The sequence below is a fragment of the Anaerophilus nitritigenes genome (assembly GCF_004138215.1).
GTDB classification, from domain to species: domain Bacteria; phylum Bacillota; class Clostridia; order Peptostreptococcales; family Thermotaleaceae; genus Anaerophilus; species Anaerophilus nitritogenes.
On sequence record NZ_RYYS01000048.1, the window covers coordinates 1 to 16,976 of the forward strand.

At 30.5% G+C, this 16,976-nt stretch carries 15 protein-coding genes and 2 riboswitches; of the genes, 2 read left to right on the forward strand and 13 right to left on the reverse strand.

Features of this window, described 5'->3' with window-relative positions:
* Positions 1–551: 551 nt before the first annotated feature.
* The 10 genes from EK368_RS07540 to EK368_RS07585 all read right to left on the reverse strand — a co-directional run bounded on the left by EK368_RS07540 (position 552) and on the right by EK368_RS07585 (position 13,067).
* Entirely contained in the window at positions 552–941 is a 390-nt protein-coding gene (locus EK368_RS07540) for a hypothetical protein (RefSeq protein WP_129598090.1), read from the reverse strand.
* Positions 942–1,157: 216 nt separating this feature from the next.
* Positions 1,158–1,796: a thiamine phosphate synthase gene (gene thiE / locus EK368_RS07545; protein WP_129598092.1), complete on the reverse strand. Its 639-nt coding sequence runs from the start codon at positions 1,794–1,796 to the stop codon at positions 1,158–1,160.
* A complete protein-coding gene (thiM, locus tag EK368_RS07550) occupies positions 1,780–2,604 on the reverse strand; it encodes a hydroxyethylthiazole kinase (RefSeq protein WP_129598094.1) in 825 nt (274 codons plus the stop codon). Before thiM ends, thiE begins: the two co-directional genes overlap by 17 nt.
* Positions 2,605–2,683: 79 nt before the next feature.
* Positions 2,684–3,493 carry a bifunctional hydroxymethylpyrimidine kinase/phosphomethylpyrimidine kinase gene (gene thiD / locus EK368_RS07555; RefSeq protein WP_129598096.1) on the reverse strand — a complete coding sequence of 270 codons (810 nt, stop codon included), beginning with the start codon at positions 3,491–3,493 and terminating at the stop codon, positions 2,684–2,686.
* 90 nt (positions 3,494–3,583) lie between these two features.
* Positions 3,584–3,682, reverse strand: a riboswitch (TPP riboswitch).
* Between the two features lie 68 nt (positions 3,683–3,750).
* Positions 3,751–3,850, reverse strand: a riboswitch (TPP riboswitch).
* Positions 3,851–4,032: 182 nt separating this feature from the next.
* Positions 4,033–5,637, reverse strand: coding sequence for a BCCT family transporter (locus tag EK368_RS07560; RefSeq protein WP_129598098.1), 1,605 nt, complete (start codon positions 5,635–5,637; stop codon positions 4,033–4,035).
* A 430-nt stretch (positions 5,638–6,067) separates the two neighbouring features.
* Positions 6,068–7,543 carry a protein adenylyltransferase SelO gene (locus EK368_RS07565; protein WP_129598100.1) on the reverse strand — a complete coding sequence of 492 codons (1,476 nt, stop codon included), beginning with the start codon at positions 7,541–7,543 and terminating at the stop codon, positions 6,068–6,070.
* A 307-nt stretch (positions 7,544–7,850) separates the two neighbouring features.
* Positions 7,851–9,194 carry a magnesium transporter gene (mgtE, locus tag EK368_RS07570; RefSeq protein ID WP_129598102.1) on the reverse strand — a complete coding sequence of 448 codons (1,344 nt, stop codon included), beginning with the start codon at positions 9,192–9,194 and terminating at the stop codon, positions 7,851–7,853.
* A gap of 416 nt (positions 9,195–9,610) precedes the next feature.
* The gene (locus EK368_RS07575; protein ID WP_129598119.1) at positions 9,611–10,222 is read right to left on the reverse strand and encodes a superoxide dismutase; all 612 of its coding nucleotides are present in this window, start codon (positions 10,220–10,222) and stop codon (positions 9,611–9,613) included.
* 254 nt (positions 10,223–10,476) lie between these two features.
* Positions 10,477–12,690 (reverse strand): M56 family metallopeptidase, encoded by a 2,214-nt coding sequence (locus EK368_RS07580; RefSeq protein ID WP_129598104.1) that lies wholly within the window; start codon positions 12,688–12,690, stop codon positions 10,477–10,479.
* A gap of 2 nt (positions 12,691–12,692) precedes the next feature.
* Complete coding sequence (locus EK368_RS07585) at positions 12,693–13,067, reverse strand: BlaI/MecI/CopY family transcriptional regulator (RefSeq protein ID WP_129598106.1); 375 nt, start codon at positions 13,065–13,067, stop codon at positions 12,693–12,695.
* A gap of 231 nt (positions 13,068–13,298) precedes the next feature.
* Here EK368_RS07585 and EK368_RS07590 point away from each other — a divergent pair, with 231 nt between their 5' ends.
* Positions 13,299–13,811 (forward strand): cupin domain-containing protein, encoded by a 513-nt coding sequence (locus EK368_RS07590; protein WP_129598108.1) that lies wholly within the window; start codon positions 13,299–13,301, stop codon positions 13,809–13,811.
* A gap of 176 nt (positions 13,812–13,987) precedes the next feature.
* Here the strand turns inward: EK368_RS07590 and EK368_RS07595 are convergent, their stop codons facing one another.
* Genes EK368_RS07595 through EK368_RS07605 form a run of 3 tightly spaced genes read right to left on the reverse strand, consistent with a single transcriptional unit; the run spans position 13,988 to position 15,375 of the window.
* On the reverse strand, positions 13,988–14,542 hold the full coding sequence (locus EK368_RS07595; RefSeq protein ID WP_129598110.1) for a hemerythrin domain-containing protein: 555 nt from the start codon (positions 14,540–14,542) through the stop codon (positions 13,988–13,990).
* Between the two features lie 4 nt (positions 14,543–14,546).
* Positions 14,547–15,167, reverse strand: coding sequence for a hypothetical protein (locus EK368_RS07600; protein ID WP_129598112.1), 621 nt, complete (start codon positions 15,165–15,167; stop codon positions 14,547–14,549).
* 13 nt (positions 15,168–15,180) lie between these two features.
* Entirely contained in the window at positions 15,181–15,375 is a 195-nt protein-coding gene (locus EK368_RS07605) for a DUF1858 domain-containing protein (protein ID WP_129598114.1), read from the reverse strand.
* A gap of 698 nt (positions 15,376–16,073) precedes the next feature.
* On the opposite strand from EK368_RS07605, the gene EK368_RS07610 reads away from it, so the two are divergent.
* Positions 16,074–16,910 carry a radical SAM protein gene (locus tag EK368_RS07610; RefSeq protein WP_243109378.1) on the forward strand — a complete coding sequence of 279 codons (837 nt, stop codon included), beginning with the start codon at positions 16,074–16,076 and terminating at the stop codon, positions 16,908–16,910.
* Positions 16,911–16,976 lie beyond the last annotated feature (66 nt).

Sequence of the window (16,976 nt, forward strand, 5' to 3'; positions counted from 1 at the left end):
AAGCTTTCTATTTGTTTGAATTTTACATTCCACTATACGAAATATATTTCGTATAGTGGAAAAGAATAATGGAATGATCCTCTATAGTAGATTTTTCATTCCTTAATTAAAATATACTCTGTTTATCATAAAATTAAACAAATAAATCAATATCTTGATATTTTATTATTCATCTACCTTTTTCACTTATTCTTGAAGATATTAAACTTAATTCAAGTGCAGGTACAACGTTTTCTCAAAAGCAACAGTCAATTCAAATACAGCTAAATGGTACCACATTCTATTTTAGTTGTCAATATTTGTTGAAATAAATATTATTATAGTTTAAAGCATTCCTAGTGCTATCTCAATATCCATCTGCTAAATTCACTGTGACCTTTTAGTTATATTACTTAGCATATTAACAGCTACATTCTAATTGAAAATATTTACCAATATATATTTAAAAAATAAAAACATCTAACCTTAGTCAGATGCTCATTATCATAGCTACATATTCAAATACTCATGATTATAATTGTACATATCAGAGTTTTCTCATAAAATCTAAATCAAGGTTTTAATATCTCATCCCATTTAGATCTCTCTACTTTATCATTACTAATATCTTTAATCATCATACTATTACCAAATTCTTCAATTTTTTCCCTAACTATGCTTGCCGTTTTTAGGACATCCTTGTTCTTCGATGTTGACGTTCCTCTAATTTGCTCGTTTAAAGCTGCGTCATTAATCATAACAATTATCTTATGATCTCTATATTGTTTTAATTCTTTCAACAATTCCATTAATGCAAAGAGACTTACAACTGCTGGTTTTTTATATTCTTTCAATATAGATTTTTTACAAACTAATTCTTCATTATCATAAATACTATATCTAACCTCTATATCCTCATCCTCGTGATAGCCTGAAATACCTACTACATAAGCTGTAATCATTATTAACCTCCATTTTTATTTTTTTAAATGTTAATATATCTTTGAATGAAATAATTTCATTCAAGTTATTAATACTTTTTCATTTGTAAGAATTTTATCATTTTATATCAAATATTATACCTGATTTGATTTTTTAAAATGATTTCTAATAGCTTACATATACTTTATAAAAAAATTATATCATATTTCATAGATGGATTATATCCCCCATTTACTTCATCTACATTTTACTTTCATGAATAGATCCTTTAGTTCCTGTGCTGCCACTTTTATATTAGACTTAGAAATAATAGCAGAAACTACTGCAACTCCATCAATCCCTATGCCTTCAAATGAGAAAATGGTAGTTTTGTTAATTCCTCCAATCACCACGATAGGCAAAGCAATGGTTTTACGTATTCTCATAAGCTCTTCCATTGGCGTAAATCTTGCGTCTTCCTTTGTTCCAGTGATAAACATTGCACCAATCCCAAGATAATCTGCACCGTTTTTTTGTGCTTCTATTGCTTCTTCAAAGGTAGAAGCAGACACCCCAAGAATTTTATCATTACCAATCAATTTTCTTGCAATTTTTACTGGTATATCACTCTGCCCAATATGTACCCCATCAGCATTCACTGCCAATGCAATGTCAATCCGATCATTTATAATAAGCGGTATACCATAATTATCTGTAATTTTTTTAATCCTTACAGCTGTTTCAAAAAACTCTAAAGATGAGCAATCTTTTTCACGCAATTGTATTATAGTACATCCTCCTAATATAGCTTGTTCTACAGCAATTTCCAGTTTTTCGGTACTCATTAGACTTCTATCTGTCACAAGATATAATGTATAATCAATATTTGATTTCATCTATTTTAGCCCTTTCTGAAAAACAATCACTATTCATATTTGATAAAGCATCAATTATTCCAATATGAAAACTTCCTGTACCAACTGCTCCTGTTTTTTCAAATGCAATATCGCCTGAAATTCCCATTGCTGTAATTCCTGTAACCGTAGCTGTATAATAGTCTGTTGTTATACCACAAAAACTACCTACAATAGCAGAAGTCATACACCCTGTTCCTGTTACTTGCGTCATCAATTTATTACCATTTGCTATTTTAGCAACTCTAACACCATCAGAAATAGTATCTACCTCTCCAGTAATTCCTACAACACAAGAAAGCTTGTCAGCTACTATCTTTGCAATATCTGTTGCATCATTTTTTTGATCTTCCTTAGCTGTATCCACACCTTTTGTAGAAACACTTAATCCTGCCACAAAAGATATCTCTGATAAATTTCCACGAAGTACATCAATTTTAACCTGTGAGAGAATCTCTCTTGTAGTTTTGTTTCGGAGTGAGGAAGCTCCTGCTCCAACCGGATCTACAATGACAGGTATATGAAGTTTGTTTGCTTTTTTTCCTGCTATAATCATAGATTCTATAGTTCTCTCATTTAAGGTTCCAATATTTATAACAAGTGCTGAAGCAATGGAAACTATTTCTTCTACCTCTGATGCATCATCTGCCATAATAGGAGATGCTCCAATTGCTAAAATAGCATTTGCACAATCATTTACTGTTACATAATTAGTAATATTATGTATAAGAGGAGTTTTTTTTCTAATGTCACAGATCAATTCTATACATGATTTTGTTAAATGATTCATGATTATGTCCTACCTTTCTTTTATTTGGAATTAAATCTCAAAGGCCTACTATATCTAGTAGTAAATATAATCATTCAGATTATATTTGCTTTGTTTGTAAACCATTTTTATATAAATCATAAAAATGGTGAGTTGGCCCATGTCCTTTACCTATAGCAAGAGAATGTTTTATTGCTGTTGTAATATATTTTTTTGCTTCTTTAACTGCCTGAGGCATAGACATATCAAGAGCAAGATTAGAAGCAATCGCTGAAGAAAAAGTACACCCTGTACCATGTGTGTTTTTTGTATCAATACGTTCTGTTTCAAAATAATAAAACTCTTTTCCATCATACAAAACATCTAATGCATCTCCAATGGCATGACCACCTTTTACCAAAACATTATTACAACCCATATGACAAATAAGCTTGGCCGCTGTTTCCATATCCTTTGTACTATTGATCTTAATATTTGATATCTTTTCAGCTTCTGGAATGTTTGGGGTCAGTAAATCTGCAATGGGAAGTACAACTTCTATCAATGTCTCTATAGCATTAGGCTTCATTAAAGGGCAACCGTTTTTTGCATACATGACAGGATCAATTACAACATTGAGTGGTTTATATTCCTTAAGCTTTTCTACTACAGCCTTCATACCCATCGGAGTAGACATCATACCAATTTTTACAGCATCCACCTCAATATCCTCAAATACGGCATCAATTTGCTTCTTTATCATATCAGGTGTAACATCTAGTATGTCAATTACACGGCTTGTATTCTCAGCTACTACTGAAACAATGACACTCATACCAAATACCCCATGTGCCGAAAAGGTCTTTAAATCTGCTTGTATTCCTGCCCCTCCGCTACAATCTGATCCTGCAATAGTCAGCACCTTTTTCATATAAATTCCCCCTTCTTTTTTCATTCTCCTATAAATAAATTAGGGTACTTTCCTTTACAGGAAAGCACCCTTTAATCAAATACAAAATGATCTTGTACAAGATTTGCTTCCCTACGCTGGTATTAATCAACAGGTTCAAAGGGTCAGGTTTTACCTTCTCAACTACAAGTAGTCCCCCCGCAAATAATAATATTAAATTTTATGGGTTAAAAAAATAAAGTACTATCTCATATGGAAAGCACTCTAATCATATACAAGTATCATAATGATTTGCTTCCCTACGTAAGTGTTAACTAACAGGTTCAAAGGGTCAGGTTTTAACCTTCTCAACTACGAGTAGTCCCCCCGCAAACATATAAAAATTATATCAGATAAAGTATAATTTGTAAATTTCAACAAATCAAATTTTTCATAGTTTACAAATATTTCTGTTATATCTAATATATGTTTTAATATTAAATTTTGATGAAGATTCAAACCCGAATCTATGATAATAATTATGAAATTTAAAGATAGTGAATGATTTTTATTATATTGTATTAAGCACTTTTTTGTGTCATCTTGTCATTAGTACCTTTTTTATCGTGTTTTTTTATAATAACAAATTCTTTTATTAACACTGCTGCTACAATACTAATAATAATAGCAAATGGTAATCCTGTCATAATTACTGCTGCTTGTAATACTGATAATGCCTTTGGTCCACCAATAATTAATAAAACTGATGCAATAATACCTTCCATAAGTGCCCAAAATACCCTCTGGGCAACTGGAGAATTAATTTTTCCACCACTAGCAAGGCTATCTACAACTAAAGATCCTGAATCACTAGATGTAACAAAAAATGTTATTGTTAAAAATACACCAAGACCATTTACTAAAACTTTTATGAAATCTATTAAAATAGGCGACTTCATAAGTCCTATCATTTCAAATAATGCAATAGACAAGTTTTCTGATACAACTTGACTCAAAGCCCCATCTACTAATACATCTGTTGATAGTGCAGCAGAGCCAAAAATACTTAACCATATAATAGATAAAATCGTGGGTACCACTAAAACAGCTATAATAAACTCTCTAATCGTTCTTCCTTTAGATACTTTTGCAATGAACATCCCTACAAATGGACTCCAAGAAATCCACCAAGCCCAATAAAATACAGTCCAAGCATGAGACCAATCCGGATCAATCTTATTTACAAACAAGGATGCTTTAATAATATCTTTTACATATAATCCAGATGAAAATACCATGCTCTTTAAAATAAATGCTGTAGGACCTATTAATAATATAAGCATCATCAGTATCAAAGCTGCCTTCATATTCATTTCACTTAAAAACTTAACTCCTTTATCTACACCTGATACTACTGATGCTGTTGCAACTAAAGTAATAATCGTAATAAGAATTACTTGTATAGTTACAGAGTAATCTATATCAAATAAATAGCTTAAACCACTATTGATTTGCTGAACACCTAACCCAAGAGATGTAGCTAGTCCTGCCAGTGCAGCTAAAACTGCTAAAGCATCAATAATGTCTCCAAAAATTCCAAAAATTCGTTCTCCAATTATAGGATAGAAAAAAGATCGTGGTGATAACGGTAGTTTTTTGTTAAAAGTAAAGTATGCTAACGCCAAAGATATGATACCGTAGATAGCCCAAGGATGTAGGCCCCAATGAAAGAAAGTTGTTGCAAGTGCAGAGTAAGTACTATTTGAACTCTCAAATATAGGAGATGATGTATTGTGGTATATTGGTTCTCCTACAGACCAAAACATTAAACCAATACCCATTCCTGCCGCCATAAGCATGGAGTACCATCCAAAATCTGTAAACTCAGGTTTTGCATCAGCTCCGCCTAATCTGATCTTTCCTGCTTTTGAAAATGCAATAATCACTAATGTGATAACAAAGAAGTTTGCAGCTACAATAAATAAATTATCAAAATTACTTATGATTAACCCTTTAAACTTTTCTAGATTGTTTGAAGCCTCTTTTATATTTAATAATGAATAAAGAGTAAAAGAAATTAATATCAATGCCGATATAATCGTTACATTTAAGTTTAAGTCTAATCCGAATCTAGTAAAATTTCTGTCATGAAGTTCTTTTTTTAATTTTATAATTTTTTTATTCATATTCGCCTCCCAATATTTTATTTGGTATAATTTTCCATAAAACAATTAAACACTCTAACTCTATTTAAATTATAAATAGAGTTAGAGTGTTTAAGTTTCGCCAATAAATTATTAACTCACTTCATACCACCAATGTTGATAGCATGGCAAGGCCCATTTACGAGCCTACGCAAACCCCAGTTCTACACTCTGCTTTTCATCTAACCGTCTCTCTTATTGGGATATTTTTACAAACATCTGCTCAAAAAAACATATGTTAGCTCAAATATCAGATACTACGATTATTTACTTCGCATAATATAAATTTTTCATTTCATAATATCATTCAATTCAGTAAATGTCAAGTTTTTTGTCATTGTCATTCATAAAAGTAAAAATTGAAGAACTTAAAAGATATTCTCATTTTCCTTTCATCCATAGTCCGTCTCTATCAAGTGCCACAAAAAGTTCGATAACGACAGCTTGATGGAGCAGGAGGTTTAGCATAAACATCCTGTTTTGGAGAATGTGCATAAGGATTTGAAAGAACATTAAGAAAACTCTCCATAACACTATAATCTCCTTTTTTCACCGCAGCTTCTAGCGCTTCTTCTACACGATGATTTCGAGGGATCAATGCTGGATTAGAGTTTTTCATTAACTCTTGGGATAACTCTTTTGTTTCCTTCTGTCTTCCTAGTCTACTCTGCCAAAGCTCATTCCACTGAGCAAATTCCATTGTACCAAATAATTTCATATCCTCTAGCTTATTAAAAGTTAATGCTCGGAAAGTATTGGTGTAGTCTGCACCATACTTATGCATCATATCTAGAAGGCTTTTAATCAGTGATTCATCCTGTAATTCTTCATTAAATATTCCTAATTTTGCTCTCATTCCTTCAAGCCAATTGCAGTGATATAACTTAGGAAAATCCGAAATCGCATCTTGAGCCATTTTCACAGCCTTATCCTGATCGACATGTAGAAGAGGTACTATAGTTTCTGCAAATCTCGATAAATTCCATGCTGCCATATGAGGCTGGTTACCATACGCATAACGGCCATACATATCAATGGAACTAAATACTGTTGCTGGATCATAAGTATCCATAAAGGCACAAGGACCATAATCAATAGTTTCTCCACTGATGACCATATTATCTGTATTCATAACCCCGTGAATAAATCCAACCAACTGCCATTTTGAAATGAGCATAGCTTGACGCTTAATGACTTCTTGGAGCAAGAAAAGATATGGGTTTTCATCATTATTAACATTTGGAAAATGTCTTTCTAAAGTATAATCAGCTAAAGCTCGGAGTTCTTCAACTGTACCCCATTTTGAAACATATTGAAATGTACCAACACGCATATGACTAGCAGCCACGCGAGTTAAAATTGCACCAGGTTGCTCGGTTTCTCTGATTACTGGTTCACCAGTTGTCACCACCGCAAGGCTACGAGTAGTAGGAATACCCAGAGTATACATTGCTTCACTAATGATATATTCTCGCAACATCGGTCCAAGCGATGCTCGCCCATCACCACTACGAGAATATGGCGTTTTACCTGAGCCCTTCAACTGAATATCAACCCTGTCATTTAAAGGAGTAATTTGTTCACCAAGAAGCACAGCCCTACCATCTCCTAACATAGTAAAATGTCCAAATTGATGCCCTGCATAAGCTTGAGCAATAGGCAAAGCACCTTGTGGAATCTCATTACCAGCAAACACAGCTATGCCATCATTACTTTTTAGATGCTCAACATTCAGTCCCAAAGATATTGCCAACCGATCATTCAATATAATCAACTTCGGTGAACATACAGGTGTTGGGTTAAGTGTGGTAAAAAATGATTTCGGTAGACGAGCATAGCTATTATCTAAATTCCATCCTGTTTCTATTATTGTTTTTCTCTGTGTCATCATATCTCCTCTCTTTCTTCTATATTTTTGTATCCTATTTTTTTATAAAGACTAAAAATCACAAATATTCTATAATATTTTTAGTTATTTATAGCATAATGTATCCTTTTTTAGTATCTTCTTTATACAATTTATTATACACTTTTCAAAGGCTAGCAATTTTATAGTTATACTTGTTGCCTTAGTTCATCCTAATTTAAGTTGTGGATCATTTATTTATAAATATTTCCCTATCAATCCTTTATTGTTGTCATAAAAACTATCCTTTACTTACTGGTGCAGTTATATTGTGAATTACTTCTATTATTCATATCAACAAATGCAAAAACATCTTTGCAAGCCCTAAAAATAAAAAAAATCCAAAAACATCAGTTGCTGTTGTTAAAAATATAGCTGATGCTAAGGCAGGATCTATACCAAACATCTTTAATAATAAAGGAATCAAAAACCCAAAAAATCCTGCAATCACTAAATTTCCAATCATAGCAGCAAAAATTATTAAACCCAAATAAGGATTTTGATACTTCATATAGAGTATAATGCCTGTTGTAACTCCAGTGGCTGCACCATTTATTACACCTAGAGCTATTTCTTTAAATACCAACTTCCAATTATTTTTAAGACTAACTTCTCCAAGAGCAATACTTCTTATCACCACTGACAGTGTTTGGGTTCCTGCATTTCCTCCCATTCCTGCCACAATAGGCATGGCAGCTGCCAAAGCAACCACTTGTGCTATAACATCTTCAAATAATCCTACAGTAAAGGAAGCAACAAAAGCCGTTGCAAGGTTTATAAATAGCCAAGGAAGTCTTTTTTTTATCGATGTTATTAATGTAGTATCTACTCTTTCTTCTTTACTAACACCACCAAGTCTTAAAATATCTTCTGTTTGTTCCTCCACTATAACATCAATAATGTCATCAACTGTTATAATACCTAGAAGAGACTTTTTATGATTTATAACTGGAATAGCTTTTAAATCATATTTTGAAACAAGTAAAGCTACTTTTTCTTGGTCTACTTCTGGATGAACAAATATTATGTTATCATTCATTATATCAATTAGCTTTTTATCTTCTGATTCTACTAATATATCTCGTAAATCTGTTGTTCCGATTAATTCTTTATTTTTATTTAATACAAATATTGTTTCAATTACTTCTGTTTCAGGTCCAATTTCTTTGATTTTTTTTAAGGATTCTCCTATGGATAAATCTCCTCTTAGTGCAATATACTCTGTTGTCATGATCCCGCCAGCACTTTCTTCATGATAACCTAGCAATTCTTCTAACTGTTTAATATCTCCATCCTTCATCATCTTCAATAAATCTTTTCTCATATTAATCGGAAGATTCCCCAAAATATCAGCAATATCATCATTTGACATATAAGAAAAAAGATTTACTATATCTTCAAAGTCAAACAACTTAATAAGTCTAATTTGTAATTTTTCACTGGCCTGCTCTATAATTTCTGCCATTAGTTCATTGTCTATTAACCCATAAAATTTTAATAAACTTTTATCATCAAATTCTTCTAAAATTATAGCAAGATCTACGGGATATTGATTATCAATAATTTCATATGTTTTTTCTTTGTCATTTTTTAGTACACTATTAATCAATTCTTCTTGTATTTCTTCAAACATATCTTGACTCCTCTCTAAAATGCCACTGATGTTCTTTCTTATTCAAATCTTTTTACATTACACATCAAATTTTAATTTATTATGTTCTAGATCTTTCTCATTTATTTTTCTAACAAAACTATTCATATGTAAGAAATTTTTGTTGTTCCCATCAATCGTTTAATATATGAAAAAATATAAAATATTTTTAAAAAAATGAAAATCAAAGCACCAAGATTTTTTTTATCTCAGTGCTTTTACATTTTCTGTTTAACTCTATTTTCAATACAATAAACACTATGCTCATAATCTTTAAAATTTATTTTTCTATATAAATATTTCATTACTGAGTCTTTCTTTTGAATATTTATTTTCTATGTATTATAAAGAAAGCACCCCAAATTGGGGTGATATCTGCACTTTAATATTATTTATTATTATATATATGACTCATAGATCTTCTCAATTTTTGACCAATCAATAACATTCCATATATTTTTAACATAATCAGCTCTTACATTTTTATATTTCAAATAATAAGCATGTTCCCAAACATCTATAGTTAATAATGGCTTTTTATTTATACTCAATGGTGAATTTTGATTTGTAGTTGTGATTACTTCTAATTCTTTATTTTCATCTATAACAAGCCATCCCCAACCTGAACCAAAATGAGCTATTGATGCCTTATTGATCTTCTCTTTCATTTCTTCAAAGCTACCAAACTTATTATTTATAGCTTCTAAAAGCTTTCCATCTGGTGCTTTTTTAGGACTAGGTGACAAAATCGAAAAATAGAAATTATGATTTTCCACCCCTCCACCTTGATTGATTACACCTTGTCTTATGCTTTCAGGAATATTATTAATATTTGATAATATATCTTCTAATGTTTTACTTCCTTTAATTTCATCATAATCTTTTAGTAGATCATTTAAATTATTAACATAAGTTTGTAAATGCTTTGCATAATGAGTTTCTAACGTTAAAGCATCTATGTATGGTTCTAGTTCACCATATTTGTAACCTAATTCTATTTTGTTAAACATCATAATACCACTCTCCATTCTAATAATTTTTAATAAACTAAACATATTATTTAAAAAACAGCCTTACAATAACTTCTTAATACGAAATATGTTTGTTCTCTCTATAAATATACCCAATTTATAACGAACCTAACATTAAAATATAAAATTATTATAAAGATACCTAAAAATATATTTCTTTATATAACTTCTATATTGCATAAAGATGGCTCCTTTTATTTTGAAAATTTTAGTTACGTAATATCTATAACTACTTAACTCTTTTCATCAATAAGCTTGGGCGTATTTCCATCAATCTTATAATTTCGTTCCTCTACAATAGTCCCTTCTTCCTTTATTTTCCTAAAAGTTATCACATCATAACCATCACTTGTTTTAGTCTGTAGGGTTTCATAAACATATCTTACCCCATCCTCAACCCTCTCTCTTGTTCCAATCCAATAGGGACAATTATTAAGAAAAATATCCTCCTTTGTAAACTCTGCAAACAATTTATTACTAGCTTCAACATTAATATTTGCAAGTTTTTTCTCTACATGAGATACCCTTACTTGTGCCTCTCTACCAATACTTTTTAAATATTTTGATGCCTGAGCCTCTTCCTGTTTAGAAATCTCTAAGTATTCATCTTCTCCAGAAAACACCTTATTATGATATTTTTTAGGAAACATTTTCTTAATAGAGACAATATAATCAGTTCCATCCATTGGCTCCTTATATTCAACGAGATCATATTCTCCATTTTTATTTATAGAAAAAATCATAACAGTAGGGATTTCTGCAGTTCCACCAATCTTTGTAAATATACCATTCTCAAAAGCAAATGTACCAACACTTGCTAAAGCATAAACCTTCACTTTATTTTTTATTTCTTCTGTTCCAAGAATAATATGTCCTTCTGTTGTATATTCACCATCATTATAGAATTGACCCCTTTCCCTAATTGCATAACTGACAGCAGTTTCAATATCCTTATGTCGTTCATCTGAAGAATCATCTAATGTATTTAAAAATGATTGAAATGTCTTAATGTCCTTAGAATATTGCCATAAATCATTTTTAAAGTTTTTTTGAATTATATTTCTTAAAAATTGGTATCGAAATTGTTCTGTAGTATTGGTATCTTTAAAAATAATATGATCAACATTTTCTATTAACACAAACATAATCAATGCATTACTATAAAGTGTTTCTTCTACTTTCTCTCTACCTATATTAATATTACTAAGATTATAATTTATTGTTATCCCATAGGGCTTGCTTGTTGTGGCAAGTGAAATTCCTTCTTTAAGATCTCCAAATGGCAATCTGTCTAATAAATTAGAGATATTACTAGCATCTCCCATATACCGAGATCTATATTTTAATAAATCCTCTTGTTTATAAACAGAAGATAAAGATCTATCAATACTATAATATTCATTTCTATCACTTATACCATTTGTTAAAAAAGTGCCACCTAAAACTACCAAGCAAATCATGCCAATAATTATTGTCACATTTTTTTTACTCTTAAAAAAGCCAGACCTTGTTATCATCCTAAGTCTCCTTTCTATACTTTTTCTATCATCCGCCATTCCAATCAATATTGGATCAAATTTTGGTTTAGAGCAAAATTCAAGAATAGTTAAAATTGTTCTTCCATACTCTTTATGTTCTGTCATTTCTAAATTTGAAAGTACCTTTGCATCAGTAGCAACCTCCATATCCCTTCGGATTTGTCTGAAACAGTACCAAATTACAGGATTAAACCAATGTATTATCTGTAAAGTAACCAAAAGAAAACTCATCATTATATCCTTTGTCTTATAATGTGCTAGTTCATGAAGGAGTATATACCTAATTTCTTTATCACTAAGTTTGGCTACTTGATGTGTTAACAGTATTTTAGGATTTATCATCCCTACAAGAGACGGTATAGAAACTACATCCTGAACTAATAAAGGTATATTTCTTCTAACCATCATTTGAACCTTGCAATCTTTTAATAAATTTAGTAGCCTTCTATCTGCAATATATGTAGATTTACATAACTTTTTATAAAGGGAACAATAGGCAAATATCATCCACAACATCATAAATACAGCTCCAATAAACCATCCATATGATACTAGTTCCTTCCAATTAACTACTGTTTTTATAACCTTTGTTTCAGCTTTTATATTTTTCTTAGATTCTAAGCTGTTTTCGATAGGAAGAATTGAATTACTGCGTTGGATTATTGGATTGTGTTGATCCAATATATGCTGTTGAGACTGTTGAGAAAACTGAGGTATTATATTAAATAGACTCACTGTACTTTTGGGACCAAAAGGAACTAATAATTTTAAAATAAGAACAATCCAAATGATGTAATGCCACTGAGGACTTAATCTATTCTTTAAGACAACTTTAATCAATATTGTAATTACACCTACAACAGTAGCGTAGAAAGAAGCGATTAAAAGAGAATTAAAAATATTTTCCACTCTTACTCCTCCTCATCTAGTAATTGTTTCAATTGATCAATATCCTTTTTTGTGAGCTTTTGTTCCTTAATAAAACTTGTAAGCATCGATCTTATAGAGCCATTGTAGATCTTTTGTAAAAAAGTTTCATTGGCATAACTTTTATACTCCTTCTCAGAAAAATTAGGTGAATAGATAAATGCCTTTCCATTAATTTTATCAGTACTAAGTGCCTCCTTTGACACCAAACGAGTTATTAGAGTTTGAATGGTTTTGGCTTTCCAATGACTAGTATCTTTCAATTTATCAACGATCTGAGAACTAGTAGATGGCCCCAACTTCCACAAAACCTTTAATATTTCAAGTTCCGCATCTGAAACCTGGGGTATAAATTTCATTAAATAAAACCTCCTTTTTGGATTACAATTGTAAGTATGTTTTAATATTACAATTGTAATCCAAAATTGTCAATAACATTTTAAAAAATTAATTCATTTAATAAAATGCCCTTTGTTCTGCATAATTCTTATATTCTCTAAAGCAAATTTTCCACTAAATTCTTTGAATTAACACACCTCTTCTAACTATATAGCATATGATATTATAAATACTATGAAAGGAATGAGAACATGTATAACTCTCACAATATTTATGATTTTTATAGAATGTATTCGTATCCTTATTGGATTAACCCGCCAATGTATAACTATGACTTGCCAAAACCATATATTAACTTAAAAGATTATGGGCCTAAACCCTTTGTAGTTAATATTGAGGAGGCTACTAAACAAAATAATACTTTTCGTACCGCTTTATGGACTGGAGAATATTTGCAACTTACTTTAATGAGTATAGATGTTGGAGACGATATAGGTTTAGAGATTCATACTGACCATGATCAATTCATACGCATCGAAGAAGGTGAAGGACTTGTTAAAATGGGAGATAAAAAAGATAAGTTAGATTTTCAAAAAAAAGTTTATGATGACTTTGCAATATTTATACCTGCTGGCAAATGGCATAATTTAATTAATACAGGTTATAGACCACTTAAATTATACTCTATTTATGCTCCACCTGAGCATCCACATGGTACAGTTCATGAAACTAAAGAAGATGCCAAAAATCACTACGGCCACTAAATATCAAACAAAACCAAAGGCTATTCATCTTACACTTCTAGAAGATAAATAGCCTAAACATATATTTAAAAAAAATTTAAAAGCATCTTTCAATAAGTAAATAACCTCATTATACTTTAATGGAATAAGATCTATGTCATTATAAAAAGCCATTTTAACTCAATCTTTTACATAAATTAATTATATTTTTGCTCAAGTAATTCTAACATTTCAATATATTTATTTTGGACCCCAGCTCTATTCATTTTCTCTTCAAAAGTATTACACTCCATATTGACTTTATTTAATGTTTCTTCACAAAGTTCCCTCTTTGCAAAAGAATAAACAACATTATCCTCTTTATCTATATGCCTAGATAATAAATGTGTATATGATATAGCATTTGCTATTACATCAATTTTTGCCTCATCATCACCAGCCTTAACTTTAACAAGTGCTTCTTCAAGCTCCTTCATATATAGTCTTCCTAAGTCATGTTCCACAAGCATTCCAAATTTAACTAACTTTTCAGCTGCACCACCAATTTCATCCACCATTTTATTAAACAAAATCTTCTCTTCCTTTTCATGATGATAGTTATCTGCATAATTTCTTACAAATTCAATCATCTTTTGGAAATCCTTATAATCAATTTCTTTTCCATTCATAACACTTAAACAAGCTCTTCTTATAATCTCTAACATTCTTTTTATATTCTTATGTTCCTCAACCATTAATACAATTCCATCCATAAAATTACACCTTCCTTATTGTATTTATCCCATTTTCTGTTCTAGTATATTTATATCCACTACCACTTAAAAATCCATGAATCCATGACTCTCTGAAATAATAGAAATTATTAACATCTCCTGCAACCTCATCCCAATAACTTTTATGGATATCTCTTATAGTTTTCCACTTAATTATAGTTTCACTATTTTCAATCATTTCATTCACCATATCACAAGGCATCCCTTCAAGCATATAATCAAAAGTTAACTTAAAGTAATCTTGTGGTGAGCCTTCATTTACATCTAATTCCTTCATTATTTTTACTCCATTTTTGTAAAAAATTTCTGCAACTTCTTCTTTTTTAACAACGTTACTTCTTAACAATTCAGTTATAATATACGCCAATCGACTCTCTACACTTATTATTCTTTCCTGAAGCCAACCATGAATATTAGAATGTTCTATTTCACTTTCTAATTCACCTCTTACAGGAAACCCAAATCTAGAATAACTTTCATTTAGCACAATCTCACTGTTATAACCTTTGCTTTTAGCCAGATTCATAACATCTTCTATCAGTCTTTCATGTATTTGAATTTTATTATATAGCCAATAATGAATTTTTCCTAGAAATGCACTCATATAATCCCTCTCCTTATTTTATATTATCATTCAATGCTTTAATAAGTTTTTCAACCTCTATCCCATGAACTTGACATGCCTCTTCTATTGTTTCAGCTTGTGCTGATGGACATCCTACACAACCCATACCAAAACTAAATAGAACTTCTACACTCTCTGGATAGTTTCTAACGACTTCACTAATCGTCATTTCTTTTAAAATTTTCATTACTTATTCCTCCTTTTAAATTAATCTATGCTTTAATTATAGGATTAACCTTTTTTATAATCAGTATCCTTAGATACAAAAATCTAATTAAATTTTATAGTACCTGTTCCCATTTAACTTTTATTCATCAAGAATAAACCATAATTATGGACATAAGTCCAGGTCACAGCAAAAATAATTGACAACTATATTAACTGTAAATTACTAACAATATATTTATTATGTCATTAAATAATATATTTAATCTGAAAAATTTAAATTTCTAGGGTTTTATTTTCTTATATTACAATCAACAGCTTTATATTGTAATTTAAAATCATAAATAAATTTTACATTCATTACTTGTTCATATGTCAATTTTCAAAATGTAGCTTGTATTGATTTTTTTCTGGTTTTAATACTTTAACTTGGTCAAATTTTTTATCATTATATTTCTGTTCAAATAATATTGAATTTACATATACAATCCTGTTATATACTATAATTCCTTCCCTAAAAAAACGGACAGAACAGCTGTTTTCTCCATACATTTATTTCTACCTTTTCATTAATCTATTAAGTAACTTATATTATTTTAGTTTATAGGAAAAACTATACTGAAAAACTTATTGAAAAAGGTGAGTTATATGAATCTTCCAAGCTATTTAGAATTATTATCAAGTGGCGAATTAGAACATCGAGTCTATATACTCAAGGGAATGTTAGAGAACTGTGTCCTATGTCCACATCAATGTCAAGTGAATCGTTTAAATGGTGAAAAAGGTTACTGTAAAACCTTAGAAAAAGCAATAGTGTCTGGAGCAGAAGTTCATTTTGGTGAAGAGGATGAACTGGTAGGTAGGTATGGGTCAGGGACTATTTTCTTTTCTCATTGTAATTTAAGCTGTGTTTTCTGCCAAAACTATGAAATCAGCTATTGCGGTGAGGGAATAGAAGTCACTGCTCATAAATTAGCTGAATACATGTTGTATCTTCAGAGGAAAAGATGTCATAATATTAATCTTGTTTCTCCGAGCCATATTATTCCGCAGATCGTAGAAGCAATCTTTATTGCTGCACAGAGAGGTCTGCAAATCCCCATTGTATATAATACGAATGGATATGATTTAACAGATACCTTAAAACTATTAGATGGTATTATTGATATCTACATGCCAGATATAAAGTTTTCTGATAATGAAAGGGCACAAAAATATCTAGGCGTAAAACAATACTATGATATTGCAAAAAATGCAGTAAACGAGATGTATAGACAGGTAGGAAACTTAATAGTTGATGAGAATAACATTGCCTATCGAGGGCTAATGATTCGACATTTAGTTATGCCTATGAACATTGCTGGTACAGAGAAAATTATGAGCTTTATTGCTAATGAATTATCTACAGAAACTTATGTTCATATCATGTCTCAGTATTATCCTACTCATCAAGCCCATTCCTTTGAAGAACTAGGAAGAAGGATTTCAAGAGAAGTATTTTCTAAAGCAGTATTGTCAGCGAAAACAGCTGGTTTAAGCAATGTAAAGAGATCTTAATATAGTAAGCGTAAATGCTAATACACATAGAAATGAAACTTCAAATTTATTAAAATAAAAGCATCA

Excerpts from the sequence above, each read along its gene's own strand:
- EK368_RS07540 (WP_129598090.1), bottom strand. The coding sequence starts at position 941 with ATGATTACAGCTTATGTAGTAGGTATTTCAGGCTATCACGAGGATGAG.
- thiE (WP_129598092.1), bottom strand. The coding sequence starts at position 1,796 with ATGAAATCAAATATTGATTATACATTATATCTTGTGACAGATAGAAGT.
- thiM (WP_129598094.1), bottom strand. The coding sequence starts at position 2,604 with ATGAATCATTTAACAAAATCATGTATAGAATTGATCTGTGACATTAGA.
- thiD (WP_129598096.1), bottom strand. The coding sequence starts at position 3,493 with ATGAAAAAGGTGCTGACTATTGCAGGATCAGATTGTAGCGGAGGGGCA.
- EK368_RS07560 (WP_129598098.1), bottom strand. The coding sequence starts at position 5,637 with ATGAATAAAAAAATTATAAAATTAAAAAAAGAACTTCATGACAGAAAT.
- EK368_RS07565 (WP_129598100.1), bottom strand. The coding sequence starts at position 7,543 with ATGACACAGAGAAAAACAATAATAGAAACAGGATGGAATTTAGATAAT.
- mgtE (WP_129598102.1), bottom strand. The coding sequence starts at position 9,194 with ATGTTTGAAGAAATACAAGAAGAATTGATTAATAGTGTACTAAAAAAT.
- EK368_RS07575 (WP_129598119.1), bottom strand. The coding sequence starts at position 10,222 with ATGTTTAACAAAATAGAATTAGGTTACAAATATGGTGAACTAGAACCA.
- EK368_RS07585 (WP_129598106.1), bottom strand. The coding sequence starts at position 13,067 with ATGAAATTTATACCCCAGGTTTCAGATGCGGAACTTGAAATATTAAAG.
- EK368_RS07590 (WP_129598108.1), top strand. The coding sequence starts at position 13,299 with ATGTATAACTCTCACAATATTTATGATTTTTATAGAATGTATTCGTAT.
- EK368_RS07595 (WP_129598110.1), bottom strand. The coding sequence starts at position 14,542 with ATGGATGGAATTGTATTAATGGTTGAGGAACATAAGAATATAAAAAGA.
- EK368_RS07600 (WP_129598112.1), bottom strand. The coding sequence starts at position 15,167 with ATGAGTGCATTTCTAGGAAAAATTCATTATTGGCTATATAATAAAATT.
- EK368_RS07605 (WP_129598114.1), bottom strand. The coding sequence starts at position 15,375 with ATGAAAATTTTAAAAGAAATGACGATTAGTGAAGTCGTTAGAAACTAT.
- EK368_RS07610 (WP_243109378.1), top strand. The coding sequence starts at position 16,074 with ATGTTAGAGAACTGTGTCCTATGTCCACATCAATGTCAAGTGAATCGT.